Raw genomic sequence first — 21,540 nt, forward strand, 5'->3', positions numbered from 1 at the left:
GTGTTTAGCATTAGCACCATCATCCAAAGCTTGCCGAAGGATCTTTACAGTTCATTGATTATCAATACCTAATTTACATTAGGTGCCTTAGCGGACATTCAAAAATTTTTATTATGTTCTCAAGTAGCTCTTTTATTTTGTCTTTTATTGAGTTGGTAGTGCGGTTGTGTAACATTGCCTGTAACGTTTGGCTTTACGCATTGCGTCAATCCATAATATAATATTCGCAAAGCCATTATGGTACAAATATAAAATATTGTTTTAATTAATTGAAAATTAGTTAAAAACAGTTGTCATATGGTTCGATTTATTTTACGATTGGCGAACTTTTTACTTTTTAAGGCCCATATTTTTTATCTCTTCGTCCGTATGATTATCCAAAATTTTAGCATACCGATAAAATGTTGCTCGAGTCAATCCCATAGGCTTATAAATATCTTCCGGACGTTTCGTGACATCCTTATATATATTACGTAAAAGTAATAGCTTCGAAATTGTTTCTGCAGTGTACCCCTTCGGTCTTCCGCCTAATCTACCTCTTGCTCTTGCAGATTGCAAACCAGCATTAGTTCTCTCTCTTATCAACTCTCTTTCATATTCAGCTAGGGAAGCCATTAAATTTAAAAATAGCCGCCCATTAATAGTTGAAGTATCTACACCATCTACAAGACCTTTTATTATAATACCTTTATCACTCAAACTTAAGACAAGATCAATAATGTTTTTCAAACTTCGACCTAATCGGTCCAGTCGCCAAACATACAATTCATCACCTTTCCGAAATTGTTCAATCATCTTATCAAGTTCGGGACGATTCTTTGTAGCACCTGAAATTTTCTCCTGATAAATTTTCTCACAACCTGCTTTTTCTAAGGCTTCAATTTGCAAATCTAAATTTTGGTCTTTGGTAGAAACCCGGGCATATCCTATTTTCATAATTTGTTACATTAAACTCATACTCTGTAAATTTATAAAACTTTGTTTGGTGAGACGACATTTTGAGAAAATATAATTAAAAAATAAAGTGATCAAATCCAATCGAATTAAAAATCTCAATAAACCACCCAATCTAATAAACAATACTCTTGAAAAAAATTGAGAGATATCCATATCTATGTCTTAAAGATGTTCACCATCTTTTATTAATCAGCTTTAACAAAGATCTAAATTCTAATCAATGCTATTTCCTATAAGGTTCTCCGATTTTCTATAGCAAATATATTCCGTTGTCTCTGCGGAAAAAAATCGTTTTGGGTATCCGTAATCAGGGATTACAGAACCTCCGCAAAAAGATTTCAAGCTTTATCAATGTGCTTTCTTATTGTTTTCAAGGAATTGATTGCAGTTTTCCTTGTGCCTGCCTGAATGGTAATTCTGCATAGAAAAGTCAGAAACCTCACAAGATGCAAATGCAGTTCATTGAAATTTTGATCCTTTATTATTCTTTTAGTATAAATCATTATATGAACTTTTAGTTAAAGATAAATTATAGAATCTACGCTCATGTAAACTTTCAGATTTACGATTAAGTAAAAATAGAAAAGGTCAAGATTTCCTTCAAGCTGCAATCTACAGGTTTTTTAATGGTAGGTGCGGGAAATTAAAGGTCTCCGCCGCACACGGAGCAAGTCTTATGAAATTCAATATTGTAAACGAAATTAAGTTGAGTTATTCAAGAAAGGGAAATTGTGAAAGGTTAATAACATCATCAGTGGATGCGGTGGATATTTTCAGGGAGCATTTTGATGCGGATGAAATGGATTACCGGGAATCGTTCTTTGCCTTGTATCTTAATCAGGCGAATAAGGTGTTGGGGATTAAGAAAATATCTGAATGTGGGATTTCTTCGACGTTGGTTGATGTTAGGATTGTGATGCAGGCTGGTCTTCTTTGCAATGCTTCGGGGATTATTGTTGCGCATAATCATCCTTCGGGAAATTTGAAGCCTTCAAGTTGCGATATTAAGATGACTGCACAGATTAAAGAAGCTGCAAAAATTATGAGTATGTCGTTGCTGGATCATATTATTCTGACTTCGGATGTACATTATTCGTTTGCGGATGATGGGATGATTTGATTTTTTAAAAGCTGTCTTGAGATGTAAGGTATAGCTCGCAGGCTTTTATAAACCAAAGGAAATTTTAAAGCCTATCTGAATGGATTTTTTAAGACAGCTTTTTTAAGATTTATTCTGCAATGTTGGAACTGTCATAAATTCTAATCTTTTCAGGATACGTGGTTCCGATAATGAATATTGCAAACAGGACGGTAAGCTAATACTTATTTAACAATTAAACACAAAATAAATAACTCTTAAAATCATCATAATTAATACTACAATCAACGATCCACAAATGTCAGAAGTAAATACTTTATTGGTACTTCATCACAGTAATAATTCTGTTGCAATGGTGCAGAATGTCAATCAAAATGGACACCTTATTGATGTTAATCCTGACAGTGGCAATTTCGAATCAATACTAAGGATTGACCCATCAATAGAATCTTTTTCGGAATTCTATACGAGTTTTTATCAACAGCTTAAAAATCCTCAAGCCTATTCATTTTTTAAAGTGACAGAATTTGAAGCGGTAGAAACTGCAATCGAATTACAGGAATATATTGACTGTTCGCCATCCATTGAAATAGATAAATTGAAGCAGTATGAGGTTTCAATTGATACTGTTGATGTTTTGAGAAATGAAAAAAAATTGGAGAGTGACAGCATAAAGAATATAAATTCTTTTTCTAAGAAATCGTTTGCTGAAGTTCTTAATCCAAGATAACGCTACCAGATTGAGGATGTAGATTGGAATGCAGTATCTCGGTTGGGGCTTAATCGCGAGATGTTAGAAAAATTCAATGCTTTGGATGAATTATTGAAAGGATTCAAAACTTCAGTGTTGCTTCCTGTTCTATGTGATGATGGGAAAGAGAAAGGTGTTGTTAATGCTAGATTGCAGTTGAAATTAAACGATAATGGGGAAGTGGTACTTCATATTCATCAAGTGAAGAAAAAGCTTGACTTTAGAAAGAAGTTTTTAGGACACAGGTTTACAAAGGAGGATCGATTAAATTTATTGAATAGCGGGAATATGGGGAGAGTGGTTGAGCTAATAAATCGTGTCACTGGAGAAGTGATTCCGTCACTCATAAGCAGAGATAAGCTGACCAATGAATTTTTTTCTTTACCCACAGATTTTGTCAGAATTCCTACGGTGGTTTGTGGGGTGGTATTAAATGCGGAACAGCAGGAAGTTCTTCGAATGGGAGAAACTTTGTTTGTTGAAAATATGCTGTCAAAAAGTAAAAGACTTTTTAGTGCGACAATACAGTTTAATGCGGAAAAGCAATGGTTGGAATTTTTCTTTAATAAAAAGTTTAAAGCCAAAAATGGTGAATATAGCTTTGAATTCGTAGTTCCTTCAACTTTTAGAGGTAAAGCACTTTGTAAATGGCAGATTGAAAGGTTGAAAGCAGGGGAGATGGCTTATATCAGAGGGTTAGTTAGTGAAAAAGGAAAGGAATATCAGGGGTATATTCGATTTGATAAACAGGTTGGGAGGATTTTGTTTGCGTTTAAGAAACCGAATTAAGATTTGATGTTGTTTTTTGAATGATTTAGATTTGTTAAAATGTAGAATAGGGAACTGCAAGTTGGAAGACTTGCAGTTTTTATTTGTTATTTCGTTAGGTGGTTTTAGTTTGCTGGTATTTTATATTTTGCTTTAGTAACGAATGGTGGAATAGCTGTTTTGTTTGGGGGGATGTGTTGTGGCAAAAATGCGATTCCTCCTTTTGGTCGGAAACGCATTTTTGCGGAAGTGGAGCAATCACATTTCTAAACATTCCGAGGTTGTGGCTGGGGTATGTTTTGAAAAAAGATTGCGAAGATTTATGTGATGGAAAAAAATAATTCAAAAAACTACTAAACTGATTTACAAATATTCTTATAGGCTTATCCATAGCTCTTGTGCATTAAAATATCAGTTACAATTACAGTGTATTGTATTATTGACTGTTTCTTTAGACGTTGGGAGCAGCGTATAGCCGTTTTAACGTTTTACTGATTGTCTAGTTTGTTTATTGTCGGGACAAATAAAAGAATATATGTACCGCCTTTAAAAATGTGGCACTATTTGGCGTTCATTAGCTTTATTTGGCGTAATCGTAAGTGATTGTTATTCAAATAGACTTGCCGAAATTTGTAATCAGAAGCGACGGGTTTTCCCTGCTAACTCCAATCCGTTTGCAAAACGGATTTTCTGAACCCGTGTTCAGAGCAAGTTATCTCTTGAGGTCCTCGAAATGAATTTCCGTACCTCAAAAGAACTTGCCCTTGCAGGGGGCTGGAAACGGCTCCGAAGTCGCCCGTTTGTTTAAAATTTAAAATGGATTTATTATGGAAGAGAAAAACAGAAAACAGATTAGGGAAACAGGAAGAAAACCAAAGATTGACCCTGCGGTTAATCGGTATTCCATCAACCTGAATTCAGAAGATAATGCTAAATTTCTTACACTTTTTGACCAGTCAGAAATGAAAGTTATTGCTCATTTTATTACCGCTTGCATCTTTCAAAAGACGGTAAAGACCGTTAAAATTGATATGGATGCAATAGAATATCATGAAAAGTTGACCCGATTTTTTAGTCAGTTTCGAGCAATCGGAACAAATTACAATCAGATTGTGAAGATATTGTACAGCAATTTCTCAGAGAAAAAAGCAGGAACATATCTGTTTAAATTGGAAAAAGAAACCATTGAATTGGCAAAAGTTACCAAAGAAGTCATCCGCTTGACACAGGAATTTGAAGAGAAGTATTTGAAAAAAGAGTAAAGTTATGATTGCAAAAATTGGAAAAGGAAGCAATATGTACGGAGCGATTTTGTACAATCAACAGAAAGTGGACAAGGAAAAACGGAACAGTTTTATTGCTGAACAAGATACCCGACACGGTGGACGGCAGGTATTCCGTAGCGTATTTTAATAAATGCTTCGAGCCGTATCTGTCGGCAAACATCAAAACGGAAAAGACGGTACGGCATATATCGCTGAACCCAGATCCGTCGGATAAAGTTAGTGATGAGCAATTTACGGAAATGGCAAAGGAATATATGAAGCGTATGGGCTATGGCAATTAACCCTATATCGTTTTCAAACATACGGACATTAACCGAACGCATATACACATCGTTTCGACCTGCGTGGGCAATGACGGCAAGAAAATACCCGATGATTACGACCACTCACGTTCAATGGCTATCTGTCGGGATTTGGAAACAAAATACAACCTGAACAAAGCCACCGAACGGGAGCATAAACAAGCCGACAAGATTTTCAAACCTGTAAATCATAAAAATGGGGACATCAAAAGTCAGATTGCTTAGATAGTACGGCATCTGCCAAAGTATTATATCTATTCTACTATAGGTACTTACAATGCGTTACTGTCCCTTTTCAATATCACGGCAGAGGAAGTAAAGGGCGAGCGGAACGGACAGCCTGTAAACTGTTTGGTGTATGTGGCATTGGACGAGAACGGAAACAAAGCAAGTAATCCGTTCAAAGCATCACTTTTCGGAAAAGATGCAGGCGTGGCACAACTGCAAAAACATTTTGAACAGTCAAAAGAGAAAATGAAAACCACGCCTGCAAGATTTGTTATGAAAAACACGGTTGAACTTGCCATACATACCACAAGAAACGAGAGAGAATTTAGAAAACAATTGACCGAACAAGGTATTAATATCGTTGTCCGCAGGAACGACAGTGGACGGATTTACGGTATGACCTTTATTGACCACGAAAGCCGTAGCGTTTGGAACGGCTCACAATTAGATAGAAGCCTGTCGGCAAATATGTTTAACAATTGGTGGAACAACGGAAATAAACCCGAACTGAAAGTACAGGAAAGCCCTGTTTCCAATACGGGCGCATTAGACCACCAACCGACAAAAGACCTTTTCGAGTTTATCTCGCATGAACATTTGCACAGCTCCGATTTGGGATTGTTTAGCCTGTTGCCCCACGCACAGGGTGAGTACTACGAGGAAGGACAGTTTGCCAAACGGATGAAGAAAAAGAAAGGCAGAAAGTTATAACAGACGACATCATTGTCAATAAAGAAATTTTAAAAAAAATCTAAAGTAAGTTTACCAATTTAAATATCCATCATTTTTATAGCAAGCATAATGTTTAGAATCTAAAAGTTTACTATTTTAGTAGATTCTTAAGGATAATAAATCCCTAATCAAATAACGCTTATTTCAATGTCAGAAGAACAGAAGAAAATATTAGAGCAACAGCTCTGGAATATAGCCAATACACTGCGTGGAAAAATGAATGCAGATGAATTCCGAGATTATATTTTGGGATTTATTTTTTATAAATATTTGGCTGAAAAAATGGAAATTTATGCTAACTCCATTTTGGAAGAAGATAAAATCCAATTCAGAAATATTGATGAAAACACAGCCGAAGGCTTAGAATACATTGAAGCTATTAGAGAAGAAGCTCTTGAAACATTAGGATATTTTCTAAAACCCTCTGAATTATTCAGTGAAATAGCTAAACGAGGTAATAGCGACACGAACACATTTATCTTAGAAGATTTACAAAAAATACTGACTAATATCCAATTAAGTACAATGGGAACACAAAGTGAAGAAGACTTTGATAACCTGTTTGAAGATATGGATCTAAACAGTACTAAATTGGGTAAATCTGCCGAAGCTAGAAATGCTATTATTGTAAAAGTACTTGTGCATCTTGATGAAATTGATTTCAAACTGGAACATACTGAATTAGATGTATTAGGTGATGCATATGAATATTTGATTGGTCAGTTTGCCAGCGGTGCAGGAAAAAAAGCGGGCGAATTCTACACCCCTCAAGAAGTATCTAAAATTCTCGCAAAAATCGTAACGACGGGTAAAAACCGTTTAAAATCGGTATATGACCCAACCTGTGGTTCAGGTTCATTATTACTGCGTGTAGCAAGAGAAGTAAAAGATGTCAATAATTTCTATGGACAAGAAATGAATCGGACAACTTACAATCTTGCCCGAATGAATATGATATTGCACGGCGTACATTATCTGAAATTTGATATCAAACAGGAAGATACTTTAGAACATCCTCAACACGAAGGTTTATTAGCAGAAGCCATTGTAGCAAATCCGCCATTTTCAGCCAACTGGAGTGCCAACCCTCTGCATCTTAGTAACGAACGTTTTAGTCAATACGGTAAATTAGCCCCTGCAAGCAAAGCAGATTTTGCCTTTGTACAACACATGATTCATCATCTTGCCGAAAACGGAACAATGGCTATTGTATTGCCACACGGTGTCTTGTTTAGAGGTTCAGCAGAATTACATATTCGAAAATATCTTATTGAACAGAAAAATTATTTAGACGCTGTAATTGGTTTACCTGCCAATATTTTCTACGGAACTGGTATTCCGACTTGTATTTTGGTGTTTAAGAAATGTAAGGAAGATCCTGACCATATCCTATTTATTGATGCAAGTAAGGAATTCGAGAAAGTTAAGAATCAAAATATGTTACGTGAAGAGCATATCAATAAGATTGTGGAAACTTATCGTAATAGAACAGTAATTGATAAATACAGTCATTTAGCTACTTTACAAGAACTTGCTGAAAATGACTATAATCTTAATATACCTCGTTATGTAGATACTTTTGAAGCTGAAGAAGAAATCGATATCCAAGTCGTAATGCAGGAAATTAAATCTTTAGAAGCAAAGAGAGCTCAACTGGACAAAGAGATTGATGTGTATTTCAAAGAATTGGGACTTGTTTTTTAATTTTTTATAATGAAGCCAACAATCAATATATATTGCGATGAAAGTTGTCATTTACAGAATGACAAAGAGCCTGTTATGGTTATTGGGGCTGTTTATTGTCCGATTGAAAAGAAGGAAGAAATTTTTGAAAGATTGTATAGTTTTAAACTCAAACACAACCTTATTCCTAAAAATAAAAAGAATGATAATGACAATCGAACCTACTATGAGCTAAAATGGAACAAAGTTTCAAAATCAAAAATCGAGTATTACAAAGATGTAATCAATTATTTTTTTGATGATGATGACTTGCAGTTTAGGGTGCTTGTAGTTTCCAATAAATCTGCAATAGATTATGAAAAGTTCAATCATACACACGATACATTTTACTATAAGATGTATTTTGGAATGTTGAAAGCTATCTTGAATCCTGAAAACTCTCATCATATTTACATAGACATTAAAGATACCAGAAGTAAAGAAAAAGTTCACAAACTGGAACAGGTTTTAAGGAATGACAAATACGACTATTCTAAAGAAATTATTAAAAAAGTACAACAGGTTAGATCTCACGAAGTAGAAATTTTGCAATTAGCAGATTTATTAGTGGGTGCTACTGCTTATGTAAATAGAGAATTATCAGATAGTAAAGCTAAAAATGAATTAATCAATCTCATTAAACATCGCTCTAAATATTCTTTAACAAAATCTACTTTATTGAAAGAGCGAAAATTCAATGTTTTTATTTGGGAACCACAAAAACCATATTTTGTATGAGTTTAGTGTTTCCTGCATTGATACCTTTTGGTGAATATGGTGGAGTTTTTTCCGCATATTTTGATGCTGTTTATTCGATTTTCCATAACGATTTTATCAAATCACAACCTATTTATGAAGGTATAAAAGTATCCGTGAGAAAATATCCAGAAGTGGACGGAATGCATCGTACATTTTATCACATTACGCACGAAGGAGAAAACGAAGCTAATAGGCAACCTGATTTTAGAAGAATGGAGCGGATACGTTTTCCAAAGTTTGTTATAGAAAACTTTGAACACGAAGAAATTCTCATGTGGAAAAATGTAAGAGGGAAAGATGAACGTATTGTTTTGTTTAAGGAATCTGAAAATTATATTGTGATTTTAACAGACAGAGGAGAATATTATATGTTCATAACAGCTTACTATATTGAAACAGAACACCGAAAAAGGAAGTTGTTAAAAGAATACGAAACGTATATAAAAGCCAAAACCGCTTAGCGGAACTAAACGGCTTCTTATACTCCTTTAACACTTACATCCAATAAAGAAATGGTTACTGAGCTGATGCAAAGGTACAAAATAAAAATAAAAAAGCAAATAGATTAAATCCCTAATGCTGAATAAGAAGATAATACGATGACCAAGATACAAAAAGATAATAAAAATGTGGCTAAGTTCCCAAATTTGAGATTTCCAGAGTTTACCGAAGAGTGGGAAACTAAGAAGTTGGGGGAAATCGGAGAAATCGTTAATGGATTAACATATAGTCCAAATGACATTGCGGAAAATGGAGTGCTAGTTCTTAGATCATCTAATGTTCAAAATAGAAGTTTGGCTTTTGAAGATAATGTTTATGTAAGAACAGATAATTATAATCCTGTTCAAGAAAACGACATTTTAATTTGTGTTAGGAATGGTAGTAAAAATTTAATTGGTAAAAATGCACTAATTAATAAGGAAAACGAGGGGGTTGCTTTTGGAGCTTTTATGTCTATTTATAGAAGCTCTTTTAATACGTTCCTATTTCATTGGTTTGATACAAATGAATACAAGGAAATTGTATATAAAAATTTAGGGGCAACAATTAATTCAATAAATGGAAGTGATTTAAGAAAATTTAAAGTTCCATTTCCTTCTATAGAAGAACAAAAAAAATTGGCATCTTTTCTATCAATTGTTGACGAACGTATTCAAACCCAAAACAAAATAATTGAACAATTAGAAACCTTAATTAAAGGGCTTTGTCAGAATTTAGCAAATAACAAACAATGGGAAAAACAATATTTACGAAATATACTTACTGAACGTAAAGAAACGAATAAAGACAATTTGCCTATTTTTTCTGTTTCGGTTAGTAAAGGTGTTATTAATCAAATAGAATATCTTGGGCGTTCTTTTGCGTCAAGAAATACAACTAATTACAATGTAGTACATTTTGGCGATGTTGTTTATACTAAAAGTCCAACGGGTGAATTTCCGTCTGGAATAATAAAACAAAGTTTTATTAGTGAAAATGTTGCAGTTTCTCCACTATATGGAGTTTATGAACCCAAAAATGTATATATTGGAAGTATTCTCCACTATTATTTCAATAGTCCGATCAATGCTAATAACTACCTGCATAGTCTAGTGCAGAAAGGTGCAAAAAATACTATAAATATTACCAACCAAAGATTTTTGGATAATACGATTTTTTTACCAACCGATGAAAAGGAAGTAGAAAATATTGCATCATTGTTAAATAATATTGATCAAAAAATACAAACCGAAGAAGCAATTTTAACACAGTTTGAAAATCAAAAAAAATACCTTCTGAATCAAATGTTTGTATAGATTTTTATACAAACATTTGTTGAAATAAAAACGTTTTCTGTTCCTTCAGCTCTTTTACATATTGAGTTTCGATATTAATTTTTGAATCGATTGAAGATAATAAACTTTCTATTTTATTTTGTTCTTCCAAAGGGGGGCAATAAATAAATGTTTCTCCATAATCTTTGAAATAGATATGTGGAATCCCAGAACCAACTTTGTATTTCTCAAAGTTGAAGTATTTTAAACAGAAAAAAATATATTTCAAATTAACATCTGGTTTTACAGTCAGATAGTTCAAAGTACCAATAACCGAAAACTTATCCGATGCGTATTGAACCTTCCCAACTCCAGATCCATCTTTGATTATTAAAATAGCATCTTCATTAATTTGAGGATTTTCCGTAAATGCAATAATACCCGTAGCTCCATAAACTGGATAAATTCCATTTTTATTAATTACATCAGATTCTGTTAATGATGATGAATAGGAAGAAACACAATTATTTATTTTCTTATTTGGTACTTGATTTAGAATTAGTTTCTGACAAAGCCCTTTAATTAAGGATTTTATTTCCTGTGATTACGCTTCGCTATCAACTATACGAACAAATTCTTAATCACGAAAATGAATATGTTCAAGTTAAGGATGCTTTAAACTATGAACAGCCAACTAAATATTTGGTTACAAATACGGATTATTCATCTGATATTTCGCTAATTCCAGTTCTAACTGCAAATAAAGCTTTTGTATTAGGATATACTGATGAAGAATTTGGTATTTATGACAAAGGTCAATGTATCATTTTCGATGATTTTACAATGGATATAAAGTTTGTTAATTTTCCATTCAAAGTAAAGTCTTCAGCAATTAAAATACTGACAGCGAAACCAAATGTAAACCTAAAATTTATATTTGAGTATTTGTCATTTTTAAATCTATCATCAAATGAACACAAACGGCATTATATCTCCGAAATTGAGACTATGGAAATGCAGTTACCAAATTATATTCAACAAACATATGTTGCAGATTTTCTCGCAAGTATTGACACTAAAATAAAAAATGAATTTGAAATTCATACACTATTACTTAAGCAGAAACAATACTTGTTAGCTAATTTATTTATATAAATAAATTAGCTAACAAGTATCTCTTTTGTTTTTCAAATTTATGCAATAGTTGGCTTTCAATATCAATCTTTGAATCTATAGATGAAAGGTAATCAGCAATCTTTTTTTGCTCTTCAATACAAGGTAAACCAAATTTAATTCTCGCAAAATTGTCGTAGAAAAGATAATCTCTTACTCCTCCTTCAACATTTCTTAAAACTTCTCTATTAAAAAAATCTGTCTTTAGATATTGATATAGAAAGTTGTCATTTACGGTGTTATCTGTTTTAAAACAAACATACAATGAACTGATAATAATATTCTCTAAGTTTTCACTATAGCCAATAGACCCTACATTAATTCTTGCTGGATTATAGGCAAAGGTGTTGTTGTCAATTATTTTGTATAGTTTAATATCGTAGCCTCTATCTTCGCTATCAACTCCCTCGAATTGCTCACTTTGCGGAGCGAATCCTAATTTGTTATTTATAGAATAAACAGGAAGCTTTTCGTTATTTTTATTTCTCTTATTTACAAGAGTTGTAACCTCTCCCAACTTTTTAGTATTCCAATCTATATAGTTTTCATTTTTAAATCTCAATTGACGTGAAAATAATTTCTTACTAATCGTAATCTTTAATAATTTTAACTCCTCAATTATTTTGTTTTGGGCTTGAATACGTTCGTCAATTAGAGATAAGAATGTGGCAATTTTTTGTTGTTCCTCAACACATGGAATATTAATATCTATTTGTTCAATTGTAGATTTTGAAAGGCTTGGAACTCCAGATGCTTCATTATATTTTAACCAATTTATCTGTTCAAAAATATTATAGACAAATTTTGGTAAGACATTTTTAAAAGAATGAGTATAAAAAAGAGTATCAACAGTCCAAAATTTCCCATTGAAATACAAGGGTTTGTTAATAGTTCCTTTTCTCCCTATACAAACACTTTCTCCTTCGTATAAAAAATCATCAACAGAAGCCATATACCCACCTGTTCCGAACACTGGAATAGTACCTTTTGATAAATGCTTGTAATCTTTCCCACTACAAATAGTCAAAATACTTGCTATTTTTTCTCTATTCCACTTTTCGGTAAACTCTGGAAATCTCAAATTTGGGAACTTAGTTCCAAATCCATCTGGGGGATAAAGTATCCTTAATTTCTTTCCTTTGAGATTTTAAAAAATTAAATTATAATGAATGAACAAAAACAACTCTCAGAAGTTATCGATCTATGGAAAATAGACAAAAAACAGTATGTAAAAAAGTCAAGTTTCTCAGCTTATACGCTATTGATTGAAAATCATCTACTGCCTAATTTCGGCAACAAAATTGAGATTGAGGAAGCTGATGTCCAAAGCTTTGTTTTTCAAAAATTGGAAACGGGTTTAAGTCATAAAACAATTAAGGATATTTTAATTGTTCTGAAAATGATTTTGAAATTTGGAGCTAAAAACAAATGGTTACAGTATACCCCTTTTGATATTCAGTTTCCTACTGAACGAGAAAAGCATAATATTGAAGTGCTAACCAAGACTGATCAGAAAAAAATAATGAACTATATACAAGAACATTTTACATTTAGAAATTTAGGCGTTTACATTTGCCTGAGTGCTGGTATGCGCATCGGAGAAATATGTGCTTTAACTTGGAAAGATATTGACATAGACAACGGCATAATCAGCGTTACTCGTACAATTCAACGCATATATGTTATAGAAGATGAGAATAGAAGAACAGAACTCATTCTTGATACACCTAAAACAAAAAATTCTATTCGTGAGATTCCAATAAGTAAGGATTTATTGCGAATACTAAAACCATTTAAAAAGATAGTTAATCCCTCGTTCTTTGTATTGACAAACGATGCCAAACCCACGGAGCCAAGAACCTATAGAAGCTATTACAAGAACTTAATGAAGGAATTAAAAATGCCTGAACTTAAATTTCACGGGTTACGACACAGCTTCGCTACCCGATGTATTGAAAGTAATTGTGATTACAAAACAGTTAGTGTATTATTGGGGCACTCAAATATAAGTACAACATTAAATTTATATGTTCATCCAAATATGGAACAAAAGAAGAAAGTCATTGAACAGATGTTTAAAGCTTTGAGGTAAGTTTATATTATGAATTAGGAGGTGCTAATGAATTGAGATCACTTTATTTTGTTAAATTTGTGTGTAGATAAAAAAACACGGTTAACTCCTAATTCATAATTATTTTGAGCAAACAGTCTGAGCAAATTTTAGAAGAACAACTCCTTATCCAATTACAAAAATTGGGATATAAATATATTACTATAGCTGATGAAAAATCTTTGTTGGCAAACCTTAAAACGCAATTAGAAAAGCACAATCATATACAATTTAGCGAGAGTGAATTTGAAAAAGTATTAAACATTCTCAATAAGGGATCTGTCTTTGAAAAAGCCAAGGTATTAAGAGAAAAGAAACATCATATCATTAGAGATAATGGTGATAATCTATATTTTGAATTTCTTAATGTGGAACATTGGTGTCAAAATGAATATCAGGTAACCAATCAGATTACACAGGAAGGAAAATATCAAAATCGCTATGATGTTACGCTGTTGATAAACGGTTTGCCATTAGTACAAATTGAGTTAAAGCGACGAGGTTTAGAAATGAAGGAAGCATTCAACCAAATCAACCGCTATCAAAAACATAGTTTCGGAGCAGGTAAAGGCTTGTTTCATTTTGTACAATTATTCGTTATCAGTAACGGCGTAAACACCAAATATTTCAGTAATTTCGGAACACACAAGCAGGAATATCTTCAGACTTTTCACTGGACAGACGAACAGAATAATCCACTCAACAACATACTGAATGGTTTTACGGATACTTTTTTAGAACCTTGTCATATCAGTAAAATGATCTGCAAATACATTGTGCTGAATGAAACCGCCAAAGCTTTAATGGTGCTTCGACCGTATCAGTACTATGCAGTAGAAAACATAATCAAAAAGGTAAAAGAAAATGAAATTCTGAACGGTTATAATATTGAAAAAAATGGATATATTTGGCATACAACAGGAAGTGGTAAAACTTTAACCAGTTTTAAAGCTAGTCAGATTTTATCTAATATTCCAGCCATCAAAAAGGTGGTTTTTGTGGTAGATAGGAAAGATTTAGATTATCAAACCAATCAGGAGTATGATAATTTCAGTAAAGGCTCTGTTAGTTCTGCAACTAATACAGATGATTTAGTTCGAAAATTTAACGATCCGAATGTTCGAATCATTGTTACAACTATCCAAAAGCTGAACAATGCTATTTCCAGTCGAAATTTAGCCAAAATGAAAGCTATTCAGAATGAAAGAATGGTCTTTATCTTTGATGAATGTCACCGCTCGCAATTTGGTGATACGCATAAAAACATCGTAAATTATTTCACTAACATTCAGTTGTTTGGTTTTACAGGTACACCAATTTTAGAGAAGAATTCCGATGGAATGAAAACCACGGCAAGTCTTTTTGGAAAGTGTCTGCATAAATATGTAATTACTGATGCCATACGTGATGAAAATGTTTTGAAATTCTCGGTTGAATACATTCAGACTTTTAAACAGAAAGAACATATCATTGATTTAAAAGTGGAACAAATCAACGAAACAGAAGTCTTTGAAGCCCCTGAACGTAAAGAAGCAATCGTAGATTATATCATTCAACATCATGATCAGAAAACACAAAACAAGAAATTTTGTGCGATGATGTGTGTACAAGATATTGATTCGGTTATTCAATACTATGAAATTTTTAAACGTAAAAAATTAAATGGGGAGCATAATCTTAAAATAACAACTATTTTCAGTTTTGCTCAGAATGAAGAAGAAATGGAAGAGCAAGTAGCTGCTCAAATCAATATGGCTGCTGAACCTCAAACTGAATACGGATATAAACCGCACCGTAGAGAGTTATTGGAAAATTATGTTGAAGATTTTAATGAGATGTTTGGTGAAAAGCAAAATATCAAAGACAACGAAGGATATTACAATTATTACAATGCCGTAGCTAAAAAATCGAAACACCCAAAACACGAAGCGGATATTTTATTAGTTGCTAATATGTTTTTGACAGGATTCGACAGTAAATCTTTGAACACCTTATATGTTGATAAAAATCTTCAATATCATGGACTGATACAAGCTTTTAGTAGAACCAACCGTATATTAGATAAGAATAAAACCCAAGGAAATATTGTCTGTTTCAGAAATTTAAAAGACAAAACAGACGAAGCTATTGCCTTGTTCAGTAATAAGGAAGCTATTGATGAAATTATAGTTGAACCTTATGAGATTTATGTTGATAAATTTAACGAAGCAACACAAAAATTATTAAAAATCGTTCCAGAAGTTACGTCTGTTGATGGATTATATTCAGAAGAAGATAAATTGGAGTTTATCTTAGCTTTTCGTGCTTTGATGCGCCTGCACAAGAAGATGAGCCATTATACAGAATTTACTTGGGATGATTTACAGATTGAAGAACAACTATTTGCAGATTACACGAGTAAGTATTTGGATTTAAAAGATGGACTGGGAACAGATCCTTCACCTGAAAAAACATCTATTCTCAATGATATAGATTTTGAATTAGAATTGATAAGACGTGATACGATTAATGTTACATATATTATCCAATTATTGGTCAAATTCAAGTCCAAACACAGTGCGAAAGATAAAGAAAGCATTGAAAAAGAGATTGCCAACTTATTAAACACTGAAGTTTCGTTAAGAAGTAAAAGAGAATTGATTGATAAATTTATTCAAGAGAGTCTACCAAATATTGAAGATACAGATAATATTCCCGAAGAATTTGAAAAATTCTGGAATATAGAACAAGAAAAAGCACTTCAAGTATTAGTTAAAACTGAAAATCTATCTGAAGAAAAAACGGAAAGATTAATCGAAAACTATCTTTTTACAGAACGTGAACCTTTGCGAAAAGAAATTTTAGATTTACGAAAAGAAGGCAGACCGAGTGTATTAAAATCTAAAGAAATCGGGGATCGTATTCTAAATAAGATTTTAGGGTTCGTAGATACTTTTGTTAATGGAATATCAGGAAATTAATGTTTTATTCTAGGAGGCATTCATAAGAATCAAAAATATTTAAGAGTGATAAATAAAGGATAGGAAAATCAAAACCTATCCTTCTATTTTTGTATATTTGCTATGAGCTAACGGAAACACGTTGAAAAGCAAAGCAATAAGCACCGTTACTAAATCGTTACCTGACTTCTTTGATTATCTTTATAAAAGCTTAATATTCAACTAATAAGGCTTTTTCCTGAAAACTTTAAATAAATTTTCCTTATGGAATAAAATCAAATTCTAAAGGTGAATGGACAGCTTTTAACAGGGAGCATAAGCCTTTGGGATATACTGACAGTTTAAAAGAAATTCTAGAAAAAGATTTTATATACTGTAAATATAAGAATTTAACAGAAACTATTCTAAATAAGTTGGGAGATACCAATGGAGGAGTAGAGAAAGAAAGTAATAAAATTGTTAAAGTATTTTTTTATAATGATTCTACAAATCCTTCAAATTTCACCAGCAAGGAACTATATAGAAAATATTTTGAAAAACTCGAAATTTTGTCAAAACTAAAAGTATTATAATAATCTTCCTCCCGGATAAATCTTAAAAAACGATTTATTAAAGATTTAGATTAAATAAATTTGAAAAGAATGTATATTAAAATTTTATAAAAATCTTACATTACCAGTTAATAAAGAAATAAATTAGTTTTATTAATATTGTAGTGTATACACCGTAAAGCTTTGTTATCTTTTTGTATATTTACAAAAAGCAAATTTATGAAAGCATTAAAAATCTACAGTATCATTTCAACTGTTGCAGTTCTTATCTTATCAGTAAGCCTTTACAATACTACAAAGTATTACTACTAAACTCAAAAAGAGTTTGATCAGAAGAAAAAAGTATTCAAAGAGACAGAAGAAATTTTTCAACAATGTTCAGATCGTTATTACGAAGAAATTAACAAATAATAAAAAATCCTAACTGAAAAGTTAGGATTTTTCATTTATTTTAAAATTAAATAATTCTTGAGGAGAAACATCTAATCCTTTAGATAACTCTAATATTGTAGACATTTGAATATTTCTCAAACCCTTTTCAATTTTACCTATATCGCTATAATCGATTTCACAATTTTGCGCCAATTGCCTAAGACTAAGTTGTTTTTCTTCTCTTAGTACCTGAACTCTTTTCCCAAAACCTGTTAGAAATGCAATTTTTTCAGAGTTTGTTGCCATATCAATATCAAATTGATAGCAATTTCCATAGAAAGATAAAATATTTAGTGGGTATTATTCCCCACATTGTATTTTTTTATTATATTTGGAAAAGATTACTTATTAAAGTAATTTTGTGATACTTCAAATTTAATTATAGAAGCTATTGCTTAGAATCTCGTACTAGAAAATCGCCAATTTTCAAACAAACGCAACGAGACCATAAGTAAAGTAGCTCACGACCTAGGCGTGGGCTTACTTACGGAGTTTGTTGCAAGGTGTTTGGCGATGCCTCTAGTACAAGCGATGATGTAGTAAGCTCCACGCTTTATTTATCTAATGTTGCCCGTAGTCGTCAAACATCTAAGCCCGCTTCCTAAAAATAGTATCAGACACGATACAATAGGAGGGTACAACCTATTGCGGCTTTTAAAGCTTTCACGGGACACAAATTTCATTCATATTAATTGGCTTTCAGGTGCCTTAAGGTGGGCTGGAGAAATATCCTTATGCTTTTTTTTTGCTGAGGGGCACTTAGAGAGTTTTGTTTTCAAAGACCTGAATCCGGTAATATTAATATAAAATACAAGAATGTATACAAATGAAACAGAAATTCTCTTTGATTGAATATTAGATATTAGATATCTAAATAATATTATAAAAAAAAATAAGAACTCTTTCTGCTTAGTAGAGTGGAATTTACAGTTGCAGAAAGAGTTTCAATAATAATCAAGGAGTTTAATAAAATTAAAACCCATACAAAACTATGAAAAAATCCTATTCTAACATAGGAAGCATGAGTCTTGTCTTTATGTTGACCATTGTTTGTGGTTCGGCTAGGGCTCAGACCAAGATGATTAGCGGTAAGGTTACCGCGGAGAATTTACCTTTATCCGGTGTGATTGTATCACAGCAGGGAAGTGATCAGAGTTCGGTTACCAATGATAGTGGTGTTTACCATCTTAGTATTTCAGGGGATAATCCTATGCTTGTTTTTAGGCATTCTGATTATGCAGAGCAAGTTGTTGCTGTTGATAAACGGGGTGTCGTGGATGTTGTCTTTAATGAGAAAGTGAAAGGTATTGAGGAAGTTGTTCTTAATGCCGGTTATTATAAGGTTAAGGATAGGGAGAGAACGGGAAGTATTGCCAAGATTGGTGCTGCGGATATTGAGAATCAGCCTGTGACGAATGTTCTTTCTGCTGCTCAGGGGAGAATGGCTGGGGTTTCTATTACTCAGAATTCAGGGACTGCTGGTGGTGGATTTGATATTCAGATCAGGGGTAGGAATTCATTGCGTACACGGTCTAATTCTGAGATTGACGGGAATCAGCCGTTGTATATTGTGGATGGGGTGCCTGTTGGTGGTGGCGTAAATTCAAGGTATGGTGGAACGGTGCTGGCAATGGCGAATGTGAATCCTCTGAACAGTATTAATCCTAATGATATTGAGAGTTTTGAGATTCTGAAGGATGCGGATGCTACGGCTATTTATGGATCACGTGGTGCGAATGGAGTGGTGTTGATTACGACTAAGAAAGCCAAAAAGGGGAATCTCAGGCTGACTTTGAATTCTTCCTATGGTTTGAGCCGTGCGGTATCGGGATTGGAGATGATGAATACGGAGCAGTATATTGCGATGCGTAAACAGGCTTTTGCCAATGATAATATCTCTGTTTATCCTGCCAATGCGTATGATGTGAACGGTGCTTGGGATCAGAATCGTTTTACGGATTGGAGAAAGGAGTTGATTGGCAGTTATGCTACGCTTTCAAATTCACAGCTTTCTTTGAGTAGTGGCAGTGATAATACTTCTTTCTTGGTGAGCTTGGGTCATAATGAACAGACTACAGTATTTGGTGAGGATTTTAAGTACAGGACAAATACAGTTTCTGCTAATATAGCGCACCGTTCTCAGGACAGGAAGTTTAGCCTGAATATGTCGAATTTGTTTTCTGCATTGGATAATAATGTCTTGACTTCGGATATTACGAATACTTCGTATCTGCTTCCTCCGAATGCGCCTGCTTTATATGATTCTTCTGGAAACCTGAATTGGGAGAATAATACGTTCAATAATCCTTTGGCTACTTACCGAAATACCTACACCAATGATCAACTTCAGTTTCTGAATAATATTACGACGGAATATGAGGTGGTGAAGAACCTGAAGCTAAGGTTGAATGGAGGATTGACGTATCAGACTTTTGAGGAATGGTCGCTGCGTCCGCATACGGCCAATAATCCTTCATCGGGGATGACATCAGCTCAGTCTGCGGCTTCAAAGAGCAATCAGAACCGTTTGTCGATGGTGGTGGAACCGCAGATTAATTATTCTTTTAAGACAGGGAAGCATTCGGTTGATGTTCTTGTTGGTGGGACGTATCAGAGGGATACGAATACGAATGCTGCGATTCAGGGGTTTGGTTTTGAGAGCAATGTGTTTATTAATAATATTGGTGCGGCTCAGACGAAGGTGGTGTCTGATGATGTGAAGACTGAATACCGCTATGCTGCTTTGTTCGGAAGGGTTAATTATCAGTATGATGGAAAGTATATTGTGAACTTTACAGGGCGTAGGGATGGAAGCAGCAGGTTTGGTCCGAACAATAAGTTTGCGACATTTGGTGCTGTGGGAGCTGCTTGGCTGTTTTCGAAGGAGGCGTTTTTGAAAGACAGTTCGTGGTTGAGTTTTGGAAAGCTTCGAGGAAGTTATGGTTCTTCGGGAAGTGACAATATCGGGGAGAATCAGTACCTCAACACGTATGTGACCTCAACACTGATTTATAATGGTGTGGTGGGGTTGATTCCGTCGAGGTTGTATAATCCTGATTTTAGTTGGGAGAAGACTCTGAAGTTTGAGACTGCACTTGAACTTGGTTTGTTTAAAAACCGGTTGAATGTGACGGCTGCGTATTATGATAACAGGTCTTCCAGCCAGCTGTTGGGTTATCAACTTTCGGCAGTGACAGGGTTTACTTCTGTGTTGGCGAATCTCGGGGCAACGGTTCAGAATAAGGGCTGGGAATTTGAGTTGAAGGGGGATTTGGTGAGGGGTTCTGCTGATTCGTTTTCGTGGGATGCGGGATTTAATATCAGTTTTCCGAGAAATAAACTGTTGTCTTTTCCTGGGCTGGAAGGGTCTTCTTATGCCAACACGTATGTGGTGGGGCAGCCTGTGAACATTATTAAGTTGTATCAGCTTAATGGTATTAATCCTTCTACAGGGCAGTATGCGTTTACGGATTTTAATGGTGACGGTAAGATTGCGTCGCCTGATGACCGTCAGGTGATCAGGAACCTGGGACAGAAGTTTTATGGGGGTCTGACGAATGATTTTAAGTATGGGAATTGGAATTTATCTGTGCTGTTGCAGTTTGTGAAGCAGGAGAGTAGGAACTACAATAGTCTGATGGCTTCGCCGGGACTGATGAATAATCTTCCTGTGGAAGCGCTGAATGTATGGTCCCCTGAAAATCCCAATGGTTTTTATATGCCGTATCATGTAGCACCTACGGCTTCGCATCAGCTGTTTCAGGTGAGTGATGCGACGGTGTCTGATGCGTCTTTTATCCGTCTGAAGAATGTTCAGCTGGCTTATAGCATTCCTCTTCAGGGGAGGGTGTTCCGGGAAGTGAAGCTTTATTTTCAGGGACAGAACCTGTATACGTGGACGAAATACTTCGGGGTTGATCCTGAGTTTAGTTCGGTGGGCTTTCTGCCGCCTTTGAGGACGTATTCTTTCGGTGCAA

Annotated in this window: 16 protein-coding genes and 1 pseudogene; 13 read left to right on the forward strand and 4 right to left on the reverse strand. The window is 33.9% G+C overall.

Translation table 11 applies throughout. The features are described from left to right. Positions 1-330 precede the first annotated feature (330 nt). Positions 331-936 (reverse strand): recombinase family protein, encoded by a 606-nt coding sequence (locus BA768_RS11415; protein ID WP_065720847.1) that lies wholly within the window; start codon positions 934-936, stop codon positions 331-333. Between the two features lie 697 nt (positions 937-1,633). Between BA768_RS11415 and BA768_RS11420 the strand changes: the two genes are divergently transcribed. From BA768_RS11420 to BA768_RS11460, 9 genes and pseudogenes are all read left to right on the forward strand, one after another. Further along, complete coding sequence (locus tag BA768_RS11420; protein ID WP_065720848.1) at positions 1,634-2,077, forward strand: RadC family protein; 444 nt, start codon at positions 1,634-1,636, stop codon at positions 2,075-2,077. Between the two features lie 277 nt (positions 2,078-2,354). Continuing rightward, positions 2,355-2,786, forward strand: a complete 432-nt coding sequence (locus BA768_RS11425) for a hypothetical protein (RefSeq protein WP_065720849.1) — start codon at positions 2,355-2,357, stop codon at positions 2,784-2,786. A 9-nt stretch (positions 2,787-2,795) separates the two neighbouring features. Next, positions 2,796-3,596: a DUF4099 domain-containing protein gene (locus BA768_RS11430; protein WP_228388399.1), complete on the forward strand. Its 801-nt coding sequence runs from the start codon at positions 2,796-2,798 to the stop codon at positions 3,594-3,596. Between the two features lie 806 nt (positions 3,597-4,402). After that, entirely contained in the window at positions 4,403-4,837 is a 435-nt protein-coding gene (gene mobA, locus BA768_RS11435; protein WP_065720851.1) for a conjugal transfer protein MobA, read from the forward strand. A 4-nt stretch (positions 4,838-4,841) separates the two neighbouring features. Then, positions 4,842-6,102, forward strand: a pseudogene (mobB, locus tag BA768_RS11440) (conjugal transfer protein MobB). A gap of 168 nt (positions 6,103-6,270) precedes the next feature. Then, on the forward strand, positions 6,271-7,827 hold the full coding sequence (locus BA768_RS11445; protein ID WP_065720852.1) for a type I restriction-modification system subunit M: 1,557 nt from the start codon (positions 6,271-6,273) through the stop codon (positions 7,825-7,827). Between the two features lie 9 nt (positions 7,828-7,836). Next, complete coding sequence (locus tag BA768_RS11450; RefSeq protein ID WP_065720853.1) at positions 7,837-8,583, forward strand: DUF3800 domain-containing protein; 747 nt, start codon at positions 7,837-7,839, stop codon at positions 8,581-8,583. Beyond that, on the forward strand, positions 8,580-9,065 hold the full coding sequence (locus tag BA768_RS11455) for a hypothetical protein (protein ID WP_065720854.1): 486 nt from the start codon (positions 8,580-8,582) through the stop codon (positions 9,063-9,065). The genes BA768_RS11450 and BA768_RS11455 overlap by 4 nt, the downstream gene beginning before the upstream one ends. Before the next feature lie 138 nt (positions 9,066-9,203). Next, positions 9,204-10,400, forward strand: a complete 1,197-nt coding sequence (locus BA768_RS11460; protein ID WP_065720855.1) for a restriction endonuclease subunit S — start codon at positions 9,204-9,206, stop codon at positions 10,398-10,400. Between the two features lie 4 nt (positions 10,401-10,404). Here the strand turns inward: BA768_RS11460 and BA768_RS11465 are convergent, their stop codons facing one another. Further along, on the reverse strand, positions 10,405-10,953 hold the full coding sequence (locus tag BA768_RS11465; protein WP_083206654.1) for a restriction endonuclease subunit S: 549 nt from the start codon (positions 10,951-10,953) through the stop codon (positions 10,405-10,407). A 5-nt stretch (positions 10,954-10,958) separates the two neighbouring features. On the opposite strand from BA768_RS11465, the gene BA768_RS21280 reads away from it, so the two are divergent. Further along, positions 10,959-11,513, forward strand: a complete 555-nt coding sequence (locus tag BA768_RS21280) for a restriction endonuclease subunit S (RefSeq protein ID WP_065720857.1) — start codon at positions 10,959-10,961, stop codon at positions 11,511-11,513. Here the strand turns inward: BA768_RS21280 and BA768_RS21495 are convergent. Then, positions 11,506-12,612 (reverse strand): restriction endonuclease subunit S, encoded by a 1,107-nt coding sequence (locus tag BA768_RS21495; RefSeq protein WP_083206655.1) that lies wholly within the window; start codon positions 12,610-12,612, stop codon positions 11,506-11,508. The genes BA768_RS21280 and BA768_RS21495 overlap by 8 nt on opposite strands. 84 nt (positions 12,613-12,696) lie before the next feature. Between BA768_RS21495 and BA768_RS11480 the strand changes: the two genes are divergently transcribed. Together BA768_RS11480 and BA768_RS11485 are read left to right on the forward strand one after the other, a co-directional pair. Next, the gene (locus tag BA768_RS11480) at positions 12,697-13,623 is read left to right on the forward strand and encodes a tyrosine-type recombinase/integrase (protein WP_065720859.1); all 927 of its coding nucleotides are present in this window, start codon (positions 12,697-12,699) and stop codon (positions 13,621-13,623) included. Between the two features lie 104 nt (positions 13,624-13,727). Beyond that, positions 13,728-16,601 (forward strand): type I restriction endonuclease subunit R, encoded by a 2,874-nt coding sequence (locus BA768_RS11485; protein WP_065720860.1) that lies wholly within the window; start codon positions 13,728-13,730, stop codon positions 16,599-16,601. 962 nt (positions 16,602-17,563) lie between these two features. Here the strand turns inward: BA768_RS11485 and BA768_RS11495 are convergent. Beyond that, a complete protein-coding gene (locus tag BA768_RS11495; protein WP_065720862.1) occupies positions 17,564-17,809 on the reverse strand; it encodes a helix-turn-helix domain-containing protein in 246 nt (81 codons plus the stop codon). 745 nt (positions 17,810-18,554) lie between these two features. Here BA768_RS11495 and BA768_RS11500 point away from each other — a divergent pair. Continuing rightward, the coding region (locus tag BA768_RS11500) for a SusC/RagA family TonB-linked outer membrane protein (RefSeq protein ID WP_065720868.1) at positions 18,555-21,540 on the forward strand (2,986 nt) is incomplete at its 3' end.

The sequence above is a fragment of the Chryseobacterium sp. CBo1 genome (genome assembly GCF_001693475.1).
GTDB lineage: Bacteria > Bacteroidota > Bacteroidia > Flavobacteriales > Weeksellaceae > Chryseobacterium > Chryseobacterium formosense.

Coding starts and splice junctions, on each gene's coding strand:
- BA768_RS11450 (WP_065720853.1), top strand. CDS start 7,837: ATGAAGCCAACAATCAATATATATTGCGATGAAAGTTGTCATTTACAG.
- BA768_RS11420 (WP_065720848.1), top strand. CDS start 1,634: ATGAAATTCAATATTGTAAACGAAATTAAGTTGAGTTATTCAAGAAAG.
- BA768_RS11495 (WP_065720862.1), bottom strand. CDS start 17,809: ATGGCAACAAACTCTGAAAAAATTGCATTTCTAACAGGTTTTGGGAAA.
- mobA (WP_065720851.1), top strand. CDS start 4,403: ATGGAAGAGAAAAACAGAAAACAGATTAGGGAAACAGGAAGAAAACCA.
- BA768_RS11425 (WP_065720849.1), top strand. CDS start 2,355: ATGTCAGAAGTAAATACTTTATTGGTACTTCATCACAGTAATAATTCT.
- BA768_RS11415 (WP_065720847.1), bottom strand. CDS start 936: ATGAAAATAGGATATGCCCGGGTTTCTACCAAAGACCAAAATTTAGAT.
- BA768_RS11480 (WP_065720859.1), top strand. CDS start 12,697: ATGAATGAACAAAAACAACTCTCAGAAGTTATCGATCTATGGAAAATA.
- BA768_RS11460 (WP_065720855.1), top strand. CDS start 9,204: ATGACCAAGATACAAAAAGATAATAAAAATGTGGCTAAGTTCCCAAAT.
- BA768_RS11445 (WP_065720852.1), top strand. CDS start 6,271: ATGTCAGAAGAACAGAAGAAAATATTAGAGCAACAGCTCTGGAATATA.
- BA768_RS11455 (WP_065720854.1), top strand. CDS start 8,580: ATGAGTTTAGTGTTTCCTGCATTGATACCTTTTGGTGAATATGGTGGA.